Origin of the sequence: Methylobacterium sp. UNC300MFChir4.1 (genome assembly GCF_900110155.1) — a bacterium.
Lineage (GTDB): Bacteria > Pseudomonadota > Alphaproteobacteria > Rhizobiales > Beijerinckiaceae > Methylobacterium.
Genome location: NZ_FOCS01000007.1, coordinates 218,097 through 232,477 on the forward strand (window position 1 = coordinate 218,097; position 14,381 = coordinate 232,477).

The 14,381-nt window shown below is 71.4% G+C and carries 14 protein-coding genes; 13 read left to right on the plus strand and 1 reads right to left on the minus strand.

Going from position 1 to position 14,381, the window contains the following annotated elements; genetic code table 11:
• Positions 1–16: 16 nt before the first annotated feature.
• A complete protein-coding gene (locus BMY19_RS12675) occupies positions 17–1,027 on the minus strand; it encodes an ABC transporter substrate-binding protein (protein ID WP_244534902.1) in 1,011 nt (336 codons plus the stop codon).
• A gap of 323 nt (positions 1,028–1,350) precedes the next feature.
• On the opposite strand from BMY19_RS12675, the gene BMY19_RS12680 reads away from it, so the two are divergent.
• From BMY19_RS12680 to BMY19_RS12740, 13 genes are all read left to right on the plus strand, one after another.
• A complete protein-coding gene (locus BMY19_RS12680; RefSeq protein ID WP_244534903.1) occupies positions 1,351–2,187 on the plus strand; it encodes an IclR family transcriptional regulator in 837 nt (278 codons plus the stop codon).
• A 146-nt stretch (positions 2,188–2,333) separates the two neighbouring features.
• A complete protein-coding gene (locus tag BMY19_RS12685; protein WP_020093158.1) occupies positions 2,334–3,572 on the plus strand; it encodes an MFS transporter in 1,239 nt (412 codons plus the stop codon).
• Between the two features lie 127 nt (positions 3,573–3,699).
• The gene (locus BMY19_RS12690) at positions 3,700–4,509 is read left to right on the plus strand and encodes an N-acyl homoserine lactonase family protein (RefSeq protein WP_100251930.1); all 810 of its coding nucleotides are present in this window, start codon (positions 3,700–3,702) and stop codon (positions 4,507–4,509) included.
• A 12-nt stretch (positions 4,510–4,521) separates the two neighbouring features.
• On the plus strand, positions 4,522–4,848 hold the full coding sequence (locus tag BMY19_RS12695; RefSeq protein ID WP_020093160.1) for an NIPSNAP family protein: 327 nt from the start codon (positions 4,522–4,524) through the stop codon (positions 4,846–4,848).
• Positions 4,849–4,903: 55 nt separating this feature from the next.
• Complete coding sequence (locus tag BMY19_RS12700; protein WP_100251931.1) at positions 4,904–5,776, plus strand: NAD(P)-dependent oxidoreductase; 873 nt, start codon at positions 4,904–4,906, stop codon at positions 5,774–5,776.
• A 4-nt stretch (positions 5,777–5,780) separates the two neighbouring features.
• Positions 5,781–7,217, plus strand: coding sequence for an aldehyde dehydrogenase family protein (locus tag BMY19_RS12705; protein WP_100251932.1), 1,437 nt, complete (start codon positions 5,781–5,783; stop codon positions 7,215–7,217).
• Between the two features lie 58 nt (positions 7,218–7,275).
• Positions 7,276–7,677 carry a carboxymuconolactone decarboxylase family protein gene (locus tag BMY19_RS12710; protein WP_091928057.1) on the plus strand — a complete coding sequence of 134 codons (402 nt, stop codon included), beginning with the start codon at positions 7,276–7,278 and terminating at the stop codon, positions 7,675–7,677.
• Positions 7,678–7,747: 70 nt separating this feature from the next.
• Positions 7,748–9,124, plus strand: coding sequence for an MFS transporter (locus tag BMY19_RS12715; protein ID WP_091928047.1), 1,377 nt, complete (start codon positions 7,748–7,750; stop codon positions 9,122–9,124).
• A complete protein-coding gene (locus BMY19_RS12720; RefSeq protein WP_280141626.1) occupies positions 9,121–10,056 on the plus strand; it encodes an NAD(P)-dependent oxidoreductase in 936 nt (311 codons plus the stop codon). The genes BMY19_RS12715 and BMY19_RS12720 overlap by 4 nt, the downstream gene beginning before the upstream one ends.
• Before the next feature lie 9 nt (positions 10,057–10,065).
• Positions 10,066–10,455: a cupin domain-containing protein gene (locus tag BMY19_RS12725; RefSeq protein ID WP_100251933.1), complete on the plus strand. Its 390-nt coding sequence runs from the start codon at positions 10,066–10,068 to the stop codon at positions 10,453–10,455.
• Positions 10,452–11,216, plus strand: a complete 765-nt coding sequence (locus tag BMY19_RS12730; RefSeq protein ID WP_100251934.1) for a carboxymuconolactone decarboxylase family protein — start codon at positions 10,452–10,454, stop codon at positions 11,214–11,216. The genes BMY19_RS12725 and BMY19_RS12730 overlap by 4 nt, the downstream gene beginning before the upstream one ends.
• 85 nt (positions 11,217–11,301) lie before the next feature.
• Entirely contained in the window at positions 11,302–11,994 is a 693-nt protein-coding gene (locus BMY19_RS12735) for a GntR family transcriptional regulator (protein WP_042672622.1), read from the plus strand.
• A 226-nt stretch (positions 11,995–12,220) separates the two neighbouring features.
• Entirely contained in the window at positions 12,221–14,260 is a 2,040-nt protein-coding gene (locus BMY19_RS12740) for a molybdopterin-containing oxidoreductase family protein (RefSeq protein WP_100251935.1), read from the plus strand.
• The last annotated feature ends 121 nt before the right edge of the window (positions 14,261–14,381 follow it).

Genomic DNA, 14,381 nt, shown 5'->3' on the forward strand with positions numbered 1-14,381 from the left:
GCCGAATCCGCGGCGCTCAGCTGCCGTCGCGGCCCTCGAGGCCGGGGAAGAAGATCTCCTGCCAGTCGCCCGGCACCTTCCGCAGGAAGCCCTGCGTCGCCATCGCCTTGGCGAGAGCGACCATTCCCTTCGGGGCCACGTCGTATACGATGGAACCGTCGGTCAGGATCGCCTCAACTTGCGCGTGGTCGATCTGCACCTGCTCGGAGGCGAGGTAGATCGACGCCGCGCGCTTGGGGTCGCTGCGGATCAGCGCGACTGCGTCCTCCATCCCGGCGCGGATCGCCTGCGCCACCTTCGGATTCGCGTCGACGAAGCCCTGCTTGGCGTTCAGGGTCGCGGCGGTGATGTCGCCGCTGCCGATCAGGCCGGTCGAGGACATGACCGTCCGGATCTTGGGATCCGCCTGCAGCACCTGGGTGAAGGGCGGCGTCGCGAAGTAGCCGGCGATGCCCTGTCCGGCGCGCATCGCCGCGGTGGCGTCCGGATGGGGCAGGCTCACCATCAGCGCGTCGGCCTTGGCCGATCCGCCGAGCTGCTGGGCCGCCGCGACCCGCAGCAGGATCGCCTGGGGCGAGTTGAAGGCCGGGACCGCGATCTTGTCGCCGAAGGTGAAGTCCTTCAACGCGGCGACGCCGGGCTTGCCGGTGAACAGCGTGTAGACGACCGAGCTCAGGGCGGTGAGGCTCTTGATCTGCTGGCTCCCGCGGGTCTTGTCCCAGGCGATCAGGGCACCGGCCGAGCCGAGGGTGCCGAGCTCGACGCTGTCGGAGAGCAGCGCGTCGTTCATCGCGGTCGAGCCGCTGAAACGCGTCAGCGTGACCGACAAGCCGTCGAGCCCCGCGGCCTTGGCGCGTTTGTCGAACAGCCCCTCGCTCTGCGCGATCATCACCGGCAGGTAGACGAGGCCGTATTGCAGGCCGATGCGGACAGAGGCCGTCTCGGCCCGGGCCGCCCCGCCGAGGGCCGGGAGCATCAGCGCGGCGGCGAGGAGGCGCGCGGCGACGGCCGCGTGGCGGAGCGACATCGGCATTCCTCCCGAGCAGGGCCGCGCTTGCCGCGCGGTCTCCCGGTGCCGGTCATTCAGACGAGTCCGACACCGCGCACGAGTAGGGCAGAGCCCGCACCCGGCATCAACCGCCATCGCCCATATGCTGAGGAATATCACATATATGATGGGGGTCGCTGGGCATGCCGGATCTATAGTGCCGGCGAGCGGCGCGGGCTGTTGGCGCGGCGGAGGAGGGAACGTGCCTGCGATGCGCCGCGATCACCACGGATCCGCGCGTGGGCGACCAGGGCCGTTTCGAGCTGTGCGGCCTCCGGGACTGTCGTTTCGCGCGTCGCGTCATGGTTGAGCGCATCGCTCCGCGGGGCACCGCGTCCACCGACCTGACGGTGGGGGCCGATCCCGCCGGTTCGGATGTGGCCCTGGTGAAGTCCGCCGGACGGGTGCTTCAGATCCTGGAGCTGTTCGACGAGATCCAGCGGGAAGCCAGGGTCTCCGAGATCGCCGAGCGGCTGAGCGTCCCGCAATCCTCGACTTCGGTGCTCCTGAAGAGCCTCGTCCGGCTCGGCTATCTCGACTACGACCCGGCGAGCCGCAGCTTCCTGCCGTCGCCCCGGGTGGCGCTCCTCGGCGCGTGGCTCGACAAGGGACCGGTGCGCGACGGCAGCCTCGTGCGCATGCTCGAGCACCTGTCGGAGCGCACGGGTGGGACGGTGATCCTCGCCGCGCGCAACGCGATCTTCTCGCAGTACGTCCACGTCCTGCAGGCGCGCACCGCCATGCGCTTCCACGTTCCGCCCGGGACGCGCCGCCTCGTCGTCTGGTCGGCGACCGGCACCGCGCTCCTCGCCGACAGCCCGGAGGCCGAGATCGGTCCGCTGGTCCGCCGCACGAACGCGGAGGCGCCGACCGAGCAGCCGCCGATCGCGGTCGCGGCCGTCCTGGCCAACCTGGCGCGGCTGCGGCGGGACGGGCACTTCCTCTCCCGCGGGCTCGTCACGCCGGGCGCCGGCTCGATCGCGGTCCCGCTGCCCCGGCGCATCGACAGCAAGGGCCGCCCGCTGGCGGTCGCCGTGTCCGGCCTGCTCGACGAGTTCGAGCGTCGGGAAGCGGAGATCGCCGCGACGATCCACGACGCGGTGGCGCGGTTCCTGCCGGAGGATCCGTCGCGGCCCTGAGGCCGGTCGCCGTCGACCCCGCCGTCACCTCCGAACCCCGCGCACGGCTGCAGATCGAGGATTGCGGGGCTGATCGGCCCGGTAGCGCGCTAGTGAGGCTCGAGGCCCTGCAGCCTCGAAGACGACCACTGGGAGACATCATCATCGTGCCCGGCGCCCCAACCGCGCGCGGCTCAGAGCCGCCCGATACGCTGCCGCGTCCGACCATCGCCGGCAATGTCGCCCTCGGCGTCACGCAGATTGTCCTGTGGGGCGGCACGTTCTTCCTCACCGCCGTCGTCTCGGACCCGATCGTCGCCGAGACCGGCTGGCCGCAGGCGATGGTGGTGGGCGCGCTCTCGCTCGCGATCTTCGTGTCGGGCCTGCCCGCGCCGTTCGTCGGCCGCATGATCCGGCGTCACGGCGGGCGGCCGGTCCTCGTAGCCGGCGCCACGATCATCGCGGCGGGCCTCGTGCTGATGGCGGTCGCGCAGTCCCTCCCGGTCTTCCTGCTCGCCTGGATGGTCGCCGGCCTCGGCATGTCGGCCGCGCTCTACGACCCGCTCTTCGCGGCGATCGGCCAAGCCTACGGCGCCGCCGCGCGCGGGGCGATGACCCAGATCGCGATCTCGTCGGGCTTCGCGGTCTCGCTCTGCTGGCCCGCCACGCGGTTCCTGGTCGATCATGTCGGCTGGCGCGGGGCCTGCCTCACCTACGCGATCCTGTCCGTCGCCCTCGTGGTCCCACTCTTCGCCTGGGCGCTGCCGGCCCGGAGCCGGGGCGCGGTCGAGCCCGCCGCGGCACCCCGGCCCTACGAGCCGACCGGCTCGACCGAAGCGGCGCGCCTGCCGGCGGAGCGCCTGCTCGCCGTGACCTTCACGATGGCGGCGATGATCATGACCGCCACTTCGGTGCAACTGCTCAACCTGCTGCAGACGCTGGGCGTCGGCGCGACCGCCGCGGTGGCCCTGACCGGCCTGATCGGTCCCGCCCAGGTCGGCGTGCGCGTCGTCGAACTGGCCCTCGGCCGCCGCGCCCACCCGGCCTGGTCCCTGCTCCTGTCGAGCGCCAGCGTCGGGCTGGGGCTCCTGCTGCTAGCGACGATCCCGTCCCTGGCGTGGCTCGCGATGGTGCTCTACGGCGCCGGCAACGGCATGCGCACCGTCGTGCGGGGCACGCTGCCGCTGGCGCTCTACGGACAGGGCCAGTACGCGGCGGCGATGGGCCGGCTCGCCCGCCTCCCGCTCCTCGGCCAGGCGATCACGCCCCTGGCCTGCGGCTACGTCGCCGAACGGCTCGGCCTGCTGCCCCTGCTGGAGGTGATGCTGGCCGTGGCGGCGATCAATCTCGGCCTGTCCCTGTGGGTGTTCGGCTTCGCGATGCGTCGCCCGAGGGCGCCGGCCTGATCGGCGGATGCGGACCAGATTTTGCCAGATTGACAGATTGTCGGACGATGTGCTCCATTTGGCCCGCGGATGAGAGGCATCCGCGAGGATGAGCCGGGTCAACCGGCCGCCCGAAGGAAACGCCCGCATGGACGCAGAGATCTACGAGATCTACGCGATCAAGTACGCGCATCATCACCGTATGGCCCGCGAGAACTTCATCGGCGGGGACATCCACGACGGCCCGATGCCGATCGATTACTTCGTCTGGGTCGTCGTCGGCGGTGGCAGGACGATCGTCGTCGATACCGGCTTCGACCGCGCGATGGCGACGAAGCGGGGCCGCAGCATCGTGCGGCCGGTCGAGGAGGGCCTGGTGCGGATCGGTGTCGACCCGCTGCGGGTCGAGGACGTCGTCCTGACCCACCTGCATTACGACCACGCCGGCAACCACGACCTGTTCCCGACGGCCCGCTTCCACGTCCAGGAACGCGAGATGGCGTTCTGCACCGGCCGGTGCATGTGCCATCCGGAGGTCCGCCACCCCTTCGCCGCCGAGGACGTGAAAGCGATGGTGGACCGCCTGTTCGAGGACCGCGTCCGCTTCCGCGAGACGACCGACACGCTGTATCCGGGGATCACCCTCCACCGGGTCGGCGGCCATTCGGACGGCCTGCAGATCGTCCGAGTCCGGACCGCGCGCGGCTGGGTCGTACTGGCCTCCGACGCCGCGCACTTCTACGCCAATATCGGTCGCCGGCTCGCCTATCCCATCGTCTACAATGTCGGCGACATGTTCGAGGGCTACCGGACGGTCCGGCATCTGGCCGAGTCCGAAAATCACATCGTCCCGGGCCACGATCCGCAGGTTCTCGCGATCTACCCGCCGGCGTCCGCGGATGTCGCCGGCTGGATCGCGCGCGTCGACCTGCCTCCGACCGCTTCACCGACCTACTGACCGGAGGATTCCATGATCGTCGAGATGCGCGTTTACTACTGCGCCCCGACCCGATTGCCGGCCCTGCTGGAGCGGTTCCGCTCCACCACGCTCGGCTTCTTCCAGAAATACGGCATCGAGCAGGTCGGCTTCTGGACCACGCTCGTCGGTCCCGACAACCACGCGCTCACCTACCTGCTCAAGTGGGAGGACATGGCCCAGCGCGAGGCGCGCTGGAACGCCTTCCAGGCCGATCCGGACTGGATCGCCGCCCGCGCCGAGACCGAGAAGGACCGGCCGATCGTCGCCCGGATCGAGAACACCTTCCTCGCCCCCACGGACTTCTCCGCCCTGCGCTGACGGGGACACGCGGCGCCGGGCCAGTCCGGCCGTCGCCCAGAGGGATATTCACGGCATGGAACAGAGAACCATCGGCGTCATCGGCCTCGGCATGATGGGCGATCCCATGAGCCGGTGCCTGGCCCGTGCGGGGCACGCGCTCCGCCTGCTCGACGCGGATGCAGGCCGGACCGACGCGCTCGCCCGGGATCTCGGCGCGGCGACGCTCACGCGGGAGAACGCGTCCGAACTCGACCTGCTGATCACGATGCTGCCGAACTCGGCCATCGTCGAGGCGGTGCTGCTCGACGAGGGCTGGGCCGACGCGCTCCCGGCCGGCGCCACCGTGATCGACATGAGCTCGTCGGAGCCGGTGCGCTCCCGCGCCCTCGGCGAGACGCTCGCCGGGAAGGGGCTCGGCTATCTCGACGCGCCGGTCTCGGGCGGCGTGCGGCGGGCCGTGGACGGCACGCTCGCGATCCTCGTCGGCGGCGAGGCGGATCTCCTCGCCCGCTGGCGGCCGGTGCTGGAGGCGATGGGCTCATCCGTCCTGCATATCGGCCAAGCGGGATCGGGCCACGCCGCCAAGGCGCTTAACAACTTCGTCTCCGCCGCGGGCCTGCTCGCCACCGTCGAGGCGCTCCACGTGGCGCAGCGCTTCGGCATCGCGCCGGAGGCCATGACCGACGTGCTCAACGCCTCGTCCGGGCGCAGCAACACCTCCGAGAACAAGGTCAAGCAGTTCATGCTCAGCGGCAGCTTCGCCTCGGGCTTCTCGCTGAAGCTGATGGACAAGGATCTCGGCATCGCCGGGGACTTGGCCCGATCGGTCGATTACCCGCTCGGCTTCGGCCGGCACTGCATCGAGACTTGGCACGCCATCGCCGCCGAGGTCGGGCCCGCGGCCGACCACACCGAGATGTACCGCCTGCTGGCCGAGGGAGCCTGAGACCATGGCGCTCCCGGACCTGAGCCGCTTCTACATCGACGGCGCCTGGGTCGAGCCGGTTTCGGCCCGGCCGTTCCCGCTGATCGACCCCGCCACCGAGACGGCGTTCGGCACCCTCGCGCTCGGCGATGCCGCGGATGTCGACCGGGCCGTGCGCGCGGCCCGCGCCGCCTTCCCGGCCTTCTCGGAGACGGCGCCCGCCGAACGCGTCGCGCTCCTCCGCCGGATCCTCGCGCTCTTCGAGGAGCGGTTCGAGATCTTCGCGGAGACGATCCGGCAGGAGATGGGCTCGCCCATCGGCTTCGCGCGCAAGGGGCAGGCGGCGCGGGGCCCGGCGCACCTCAACGCGCTGATCGCGGTGATGGAGCGCTTCGCGTTCGAGGAGGATCGCGGCACCACCCGGATCCGGCGCGAGCCGATCGGCGTCTGCGGCCTGATCACCCCCTGGAACTGGCCGATCAACCAGATCGTCGTGAAGATCGCCCCGGCGCTCGCGGCCGGCTGCACGATGGTGCTAAAGCCCAGCGAGTACTCGGCGGTCAGCGCGATGCTGTTCGCGCAGGTCCTGCACGACGCGGGCGTGCCGCCGGGTGTGTTCAACCTCGTGAACGGGGACGGCCCCGGCGTCGGCGCCGCGATCGCCGCGCATCCGGGGATCGACATGGTCTCGTTCACCGGGTCGACCCGCGCCGGGATCGAGATCGCCCGGGCGGCGGCCCCGACCATCAAGCGCGTCGCGCAGGAACTCGGCGGCAAGTCAGCCAACATCCTGCTGGAGGACGTCGACTTCGATCAGGCGGTCCGGCGCGGCGTCGCGGCCTGCTGCACGAATTCGGGACAGTCCTGCTCGATCCCGACGCGGATGCTCGTGCCCCGGGCCCGGATGGACGAGGCGGCCGCCATCGCGGCCGAGGCGGCGGCGGGCTTCCGGCTCGGCCCGACCGCCGACCCCGAGACGGATCTCGGCCCGGTGGTCAACCGCACCCAGTACGAGCGCGTCGTCGGGCTGATCCGCACCGGCATCGCGGAGGGCGCGCGGCTCGTCGCCGGCGGTCCGGATCGGCCGGACCACCTCGAGCGCGGCTTCTACGTCCGCCCGACAATCTTCGCCGACGTGACCCCCGACATGACCATCGCGCGGGAGGAGATCTTCGGCCCGGTCCTGTCGATCCTCGCCTACGACAGCGAGGACGAGGCGGTCGCGATCGCCAACGGCTCGCGCTACGGGCTCGCCGCCTACGTGCAGGGACGGGACCGCGACCGGGCGCGCGCCGTGGCGCGGCGGCTCATCGGCGGGCAGGTCCACATCAACTACCCGCCCCCGGACGTCCACGCGCCGTTCGGCGGCTACCGCCAGTCCGGCAACGGCCGGGAATGGGGCGAGGCCGGTCTCCAGGAATACCTCGAGACCAAGGCGATGATCGGCTTCGGCCTCGACTGAACCGTCCCGCGCGATGCGGCCGGCGCCCGCGCGCGTCGGCCCCGACCAGGAGAACCAGATGTCCGACGAGAGCGAGCTGTTCGGCCAGGGTTTCGAGAACCGCAAGACCGTCCTCGGCGCCGCCCATGTCGAGAAGTCCTGGGCCAATGCCGACGCGTTCAACCGTCCGGTCCAGCGGCTCGTGACCGAGTACTGCTGGGGCGCGGTCTGGGGCGACGAGACGCTGCCGTTCAAGACCCGCAGCATGCTCAACATCGCGATGCTGACCGCGATGAACCAGCACCACGAGCTCGGCGTCCACGTCAAAGGCGCGCTCAACAACGGCGTGACCCGGGACGAGATCCAGGCGGTGCTGATGCAGGCGCTCGTCTATTGCGGCGCCCCGGCGGCCCTGGCGGCCTTCCGGACCGCCTCCGCGGCGATCGCCGATTGGGACAGAGAGCACGCCAGCGGGCGCTGAGCCCGCACCCGCGCCCAGGTCCGACGCAGTCAGAAAATTCGCGCGGCAGACGAACAGGGAGGGAGACGCCATGTCGGTCACGTCGGCAGCCTTGGCAACGGACACGGCGGGCGCGCGCTCGGCCGCGTCCCAGTCGATCGAGGAGAAGCGGAAGAGCGCCATTCGCGGCGCGTTCTTCTCCGAATACATCGACATGTTCGACATCTATCTGCCGGTGGTCGCGCTGGCGCCAGTGATGTTCATGTTCCAGCCGAAGAACCTGTCTCCCCAGATGGAGACGGTGCTGGCCTCGCTGGTGTTCATCACAACCCTGCTCGGCCGCCCGATTGGCGCCCTCATCTTCGGCCTGATCGCCGACAAGGTCGGGCGTCGGGCCGCCTCGATCTACTCGGTGGCGGGCTTCGGGGTGATCACGCTGCTGATCGGCCTGCTGCCCGGCTACGAGACGCTCGGCCTCGCCTCGTACATCCTGCTGGTGCTGCTGCGCTTCCTCGACGGGATCTTCCTCGGGGGCGGCTACACCGGGGCGATGCCGCTCGCCATCGAGTATTCCAAGAAGGACAAGCGCGGCTTCGTCGGCGGCCTGATCATCGCGGGCTTCCCGGCCGCCTATGTCAGCATCAACCTCATCACGATGCTGATGTTCTACCTGTTCCCGCTCGACGGGCCCGGGTCGCCCTACACGGTCTGGGGCTGGCGCATCCCCTTCATCGTCGGCGCGGCGCTGGCCGGCCTGCTCGCCCTCTACTACGTCCACAAGGTCTCGGAATCGGAGGTCTGGAAGAAGGAGGCCGCCGCCGGGGGCGAACAGGCCGAGGCATCGCCCATGGCGGGCCTGTTCACCGGGAAGGGCGGGCGCGACCTCCTGCAGGTCCTGCTGCTGATGACCGGCTTCTGGACGACGCAGAACATCATCACGATCTACATGCCGACCGGTCTGCTGGTGAAGACCCTGCACCTCAACGGCTTCGCGCTGACCGCGACGCTGATGATCTGCTACACGATCCTGTTCTTCAGCTACATCGGCTCCGGCCTGCTCGGGCAGGTCATCGGCCGCCGGCGGTTCTTCGTGATCGTCGGCCCGCTGATCGCGACGGTGGGCGCGTACATCCTCTACACGCTGACCGTCACGCCCGAGATGGCGTTCGGCACCCGCGTGCTGCTGGTCAGCCTCCTGGCGGTGATCGTGACCTCGCCCTGGGGCGTCATCGTCACCTACATCAACGAGCGCTTCGCCACGGATGTCCGCGCCACCGGCTTCGGCATCGGCTTCAGCCTCTCGGTGGTGATCCCGTCCTTCTACGCCTTCTACATGGACTGGCTGAGCGCGCTGATGCCGCTCGCGCTGACGCCCGTGGTCCTGCTGATCGTCGGCGGCCTGATCGGCACCGTGGGCGCGCTCATCGGCCCGGAGACCAAGGACGTCGATTTCGGCACCGGCCACTGAGCCGGACGCCGCGCGGAGGACGCAGCATGAACGGGAACCGGATCGGCTTCATCGGGCTCGGCAACATGGGCGGCCGCATGACGCGCCGCCTGACCGGCGCGGGGATCGATGTGGTCGGCTACGACACCGACCGGGAGGCCGCCGCGCGCTGGGGCGCGACGGACGCGGGCTCGATCGCCGCGGTCGTCGGTGAGACGGACGTGGTCCTGATGTCCCTGCCCGACAGCAAGGTGGTCGAGCGCGTCGTGCTCGGCGCGGGCGGGGTCCTCGCGGGCTGCCGGGACGGGCAGATCGTCGTCGACCTCAGCACGGCCTCGGCCAGCTCGACGCGCCGCATCGCCGCGGCGCTGGCCGAGCGCGGCGTCGCCTACGTCGACGCGGGCATCTCCGGAGGCGCCGCCGCGGCCGAGAAAGGCACGCTGACCCTGATGGTCGGCGGCGATCCCGCCGTCATCGACCGGTTGGGCTGGGTGTTCGCGCCGATCGCCCAGAAGGTCGTCGTGATGGGCGGATCGGGGGCCGGCCACACGACCAAGCTGCTCAACAACTTCCTGAACGCGGTCAGCCTCGCCGCCACCGCGGAGGTCATGGTCGCGGGCCGGAAGGCCGGGCTCGACCTGCACCGGCTCCTGGAGGTGCTGAACGCCTCCAGCGGCGTCAACTTCGCGACGCTGAACCGTTTCCCGAAGATCGTCGACGGCGACTACCTGGAAGGCGGCCTGACCGGCAAGCTGATGACCAAGGACGTCGTGCTCTACACCGATCTCCTGCACGAGCTCGGCGTCGCCTCCCTCAACGCGTCCGGCCCGATGGCGAGCTTCGGCCTCGCCACGGCGCTCGGCTATGGCGACGTCATCTCCAACCGCGTCGTCGACGCCATCGGCGACGTCTCCGGCGGTGTCCGGCTCCACGGCAACCGACACGAGAACTGAGAGGATACGATGCAGATCTTCCACGGCCGCGAGAACAGCGCGAAGTCCGAGAGCCGCGGGCCGACCTTCACCGGGCAGGTCTGGGCCGATCCGGTGATGCCGTCGACGGGCGGCGTGATGATCAACAACGTCTTCTTCACGCCCGGCGCGCGGACCTTCTGGCACGCGCACGCGCAGGGCCAGATCCTGCAGGTCACCGCCGGCAAGGGCTGGATCTGCGTCGCGGGCCAGCAGGCGCAGCCGATCCGCGCGGGCGACACCGTCTGGATCCCCGCGGACGAGCGGCACTGGCACGGCGCGGCCGCCGACAGCTACCTGCTCCACACGGCGATCTCGCTCGGCAAGACCGACTGGCAGGACGAGGTGGTCGAGGCCGATTATGCCGGAGCCAAGGCATGACCGGGCCCGCGCCGAGCCCGGAGAGCCTCCGGCACACCGTGCAGGGCGAGCTCGGTTACTGGGACGCGGAGCAGGCGGCCCTCGCCGAGCTGGCCCCGGGCTTCCTCGACGCCTGGGCCCGGCTGGCGATGGTCCCCGTGCGCAAGAACCATCTCGGCGCCAAGGACCGCGCCCTGATCGCGCTCTCGGCCGCGACGGCCGCGACCCACCTCTACGCGCCCGGGACGCGCCGCCAGATCCGCAACGCCCTCGAGGCGGGCGCGACGGCCGAGGAGATCACGGAGGTGCTCGCGCTCACGGCGACCCTCGGCATCCACGCCTGCAACATCGGCGTGCCGCTGCTGCTGGAGGTGCTGGAGGAGGCCGGTCAGCGGAGCGGCCCCGCGCCGCTGACGCCGCGGCAGGAGCAGCTGAAATCCGACTTCACCCGCGACCGGGGCTACTGGCACGCGTTCTGGGACGGTCTCCTCGAACTCGATCCCGACCTGTTCGAGGGCTACCTCGACTTCTCGGCCTGGCCCTGGCGCCACGGCGTGCTCACGCCGAAGATGAAGGAGTTCGTCTACTGCGCCTTCGACGCGGCGGCGACGCACCTCTACGTGCCGGGCCTGAAGATGCACATGAAGAACGCCCTCGGCTACGGGGCGACCAAGGAGGAGCTGATGGAAGTCCTCGAGATCGTCAGCCTGATCGGCATGCACGGCGCGGAACTGGCCGCGCCGATCCTGCGCGACGAACTGGCCGTGCGGGGCCGGGGCTGACCGACGCGCGCCGGGGCACGCCTTGCCACCCGAGGCTGCGCCATGCCACCGCTTCGGCTCGCCAGCGATCCCCGAATCCCCAGCGATGAACAAGATCAGGGCCATCCAGCCGGACACGCTCCGGCAAAAGGTCGAGGACGCCGTCCGCGAGGCGATCACGTCGGGCGTCTACGCCCCCGGCGAGCGGCTGATCGAGCGCGAGTTGTGCGAGGGGCTCGGCGTCAGCCGCGCCTCCGTGCGCGAGGCCCTGCGCCGGCTCGAGGCCGAGAAGCTCGTCCACACGGTGCCGCATCGCGGCCCGGTCGTGGCCTCGATCTCGGTGGAGGAGGCGCGTCAGCTCTACGCGCTGCGGGCCGTGCTGGAAGGCTACGCGGCGCACGAATTCGCCACCCAGGCCACGGACGCGGCGATCGCCGAGTTCGGACGCGCTGCCGGTGATCTGCGCGAGGCCGCCGGCAGCGGCGACACGGACCGCGTCCTGCGCGCCAAGGGCGTCCTGTACGACGTGATGCTCAGCCATTGCGGGAACGATCTGGTCCGCGAGACCCTTCGCGGCTTCTACTCGCGGATCAACCTGCTGCGCGCGACATCGCTGATGCATCCCGAGCGGCTGCCGCACAGCCTCGCCGAGATCGACGCCCTCGTCGCGGCCTTCCGGGCCCGGGACGCCGCGAAGGCCGAGCAGCTGGCCCGCCTCCACGTCACCAACGCGTGCGCGGTCGCCCTCAAGCAGCTCGCGTTCCGCATCGCGCAGACGTCCCTCGACGCGGTGAGCTGAGCGCGCGGTCCGCGGGCGCGCGCGGACCCTGCGCGGGGGAGGCCGGCGAGGTCGCCTCCGCGGCGACGCCCGTGGTCGAGGCGGTCCAGGGGATCGGTGCCCTGTCGGCGATGTCGGGCGCCCTGCGCCGAGCGACCGGCGGCAACACGCCTTGCGGTCCCCCGGCGGAAGGCCCAGAACCGCACGGTCCTTGCTTCCCCATGCTGGCGCCACGGGAGTTCGTCGCTTGGTCCGGACCGTCTGCCCGCACGATTGCCCCTCCGCCTGCAGCCTCGACGTGGAAGTCGCGGACGGGCGCGTCGTCTCGGTCCGGGGCGGCGACAACCCCTACACGGCCGGGGTGATCTGCGCGAAGGTCAGCCGCTACGGCGAGCGCGTCCACCACCCGGACCGGATCCTGCACCCCATGGAGCGCGTCGGGCCGAAGGGCGGCGGGGCGTGGCGCCGGATCTCCTGGGACGCGGCGCTCGACCGGCTGGCCGCGGCCTTCTCCGAGACGGCGGACCGTTGGGGGCCGGAGGCGGTCTGGCCGTACAACTCGGGCGGCACCATGGGCCTCGTCCAGCGCGACGGCATCCACCGGCTGACCCACGTGATGGGCTACTCGCGGCGCAAGCGCACCATCTGCACGGCGGTGGCGATCGCGGGCTGGAGCGCCGGGGTCGGCCGGATCGCCGGGCCGGATCCCCGCGAGATGGCGCTGGCCGACCTGATCGTGGTCTGGGGCGGCAACCCGGTCAGCACGCAGGTCAACGCGATGACCCACATCAGCCGCGCCCGCAAGACGCGCGGCGCCAAGCTGGTGGTGATCGATCCGTACCGCACCGGGACCGCGGCAGCGGCCGACCTCCACCTCGCGCCCCGGCCCGGGACCGACGGGGCGCTGGCCTGCGCGGTGCTCCACGTCCTGTTCCGCGACGGCCACGCGGACCGGGCCTATCTCGCCGCGCACGCGCAGGACACGGCCGCGCTGGAGGCGCATCTGGCGTCGCGCACGCCCGAATGGGCGGCGGCGATCACCGGCCTGGAGCCCGCCGCGATCGAGGCCTTCGCGGCCCTCTACGGCAACACGCCGCGCAGCTACATCCGCTGCGGTTTCGGCTTCACCCGGAGCCGCAACGGCGCGGTGAACCTGCACGCGGTGACCTGCCTGCCGACCGTCACCGGCGCGTGGCAGCACCCGGGCGGCGGCGCCCTCTGGCAGCACGCCGCGATCTTCAACTGGGACAAGACCCTGACGGAGGGTCTCGACGCGAGGGCGCCGGGCGTGCGCGAGCTCGACATGAGCCGGATCGGCGCCGTGCTCGCCGACGATCCCGACGCCCTGCAGGGCGGGCCCCCGGTCCGCGCCATGCTGATCCAGTCGGCCAATCCCGCGGTTTCAGCGCCCGACAGCGCCCGGGTGCGCGCCGGGCTCACGCGGCCGGACGTGTTCGTGGCCGTGCACGAGCAGTTCCTGACCGAGACGGCCGCGCTCGCCGACCTCGTGCTGCCGGCCACCACTTTCCTGGAGCACGACGACATCTACGGGGCCGGCGGCCACAGCCACATCCAGGCCGGCCCCGCGATCCTGAAGCCGCCCGGCGCGTGCCGCTCGAACCACGCGCTCCTGTCGGCGCTCGCCGCCCGGCTCGGCGCGGACCACGCGGGCTTCCACCTGAGCGCCCGGGACCTCGCCGACGCGACCCTGGCGCGCTCCGGCTGGGGCGGCCTCGACAGGCTGGAGGCGGAGGGCTGGATCGACGCGCAGCCGGACTTTGCCGAGAGCCACTTCCTGAACGGGTTCGGCCATCCCAACGGGCGCTTCCGCTTCGCGCCCGACTGGGCATCCCTGGGCCCGCGCGCGGCCGGGATGCCGTCCCTGCCGGATCACTGGCCGGAGGCCGAGCCCGCCGACGCGGAGCACCCGTTCCGCATGATCGCCCCGCCGGCCCGCCAGTTCCTGAATGCGACCTTCACCAACGTGCCCGAGTCGCTCCGCCGCGAGGGGCGGCCGACCTGCCTGATCCACCCCGCTGACGGCGACCGGCTCGGGATCGGCACGGGGGACGCCGTCGAGGTCGGCAACGCCCGCGGCCGGGTCCGGCTGCACGCGCGGCTGGCCGAGGGGCAGCAGCCGGGCGTCGTCGTGGTCGAGAGCCTGTGGCCGAGCACGGCCTTCATCGGCGGGGGCAGCGGGATCAACGCGCTGATCGGGTCCGCACCGGCCGCGCCCAACGATGGCGCCGCCTTCCACGACACCGCGGTCTGGGTCCGCGCGGCCTGAATTCCGGACCGCACCGGGCTGAGGCCGAACCGGCCTGCGCGGGCGCGCTATTTCTCGACGAAGGCCTTCTCGATGACGTAGTGGGCGGCCTCGCCGTGGTTGCCCTCCTCGTAGCCGCGCG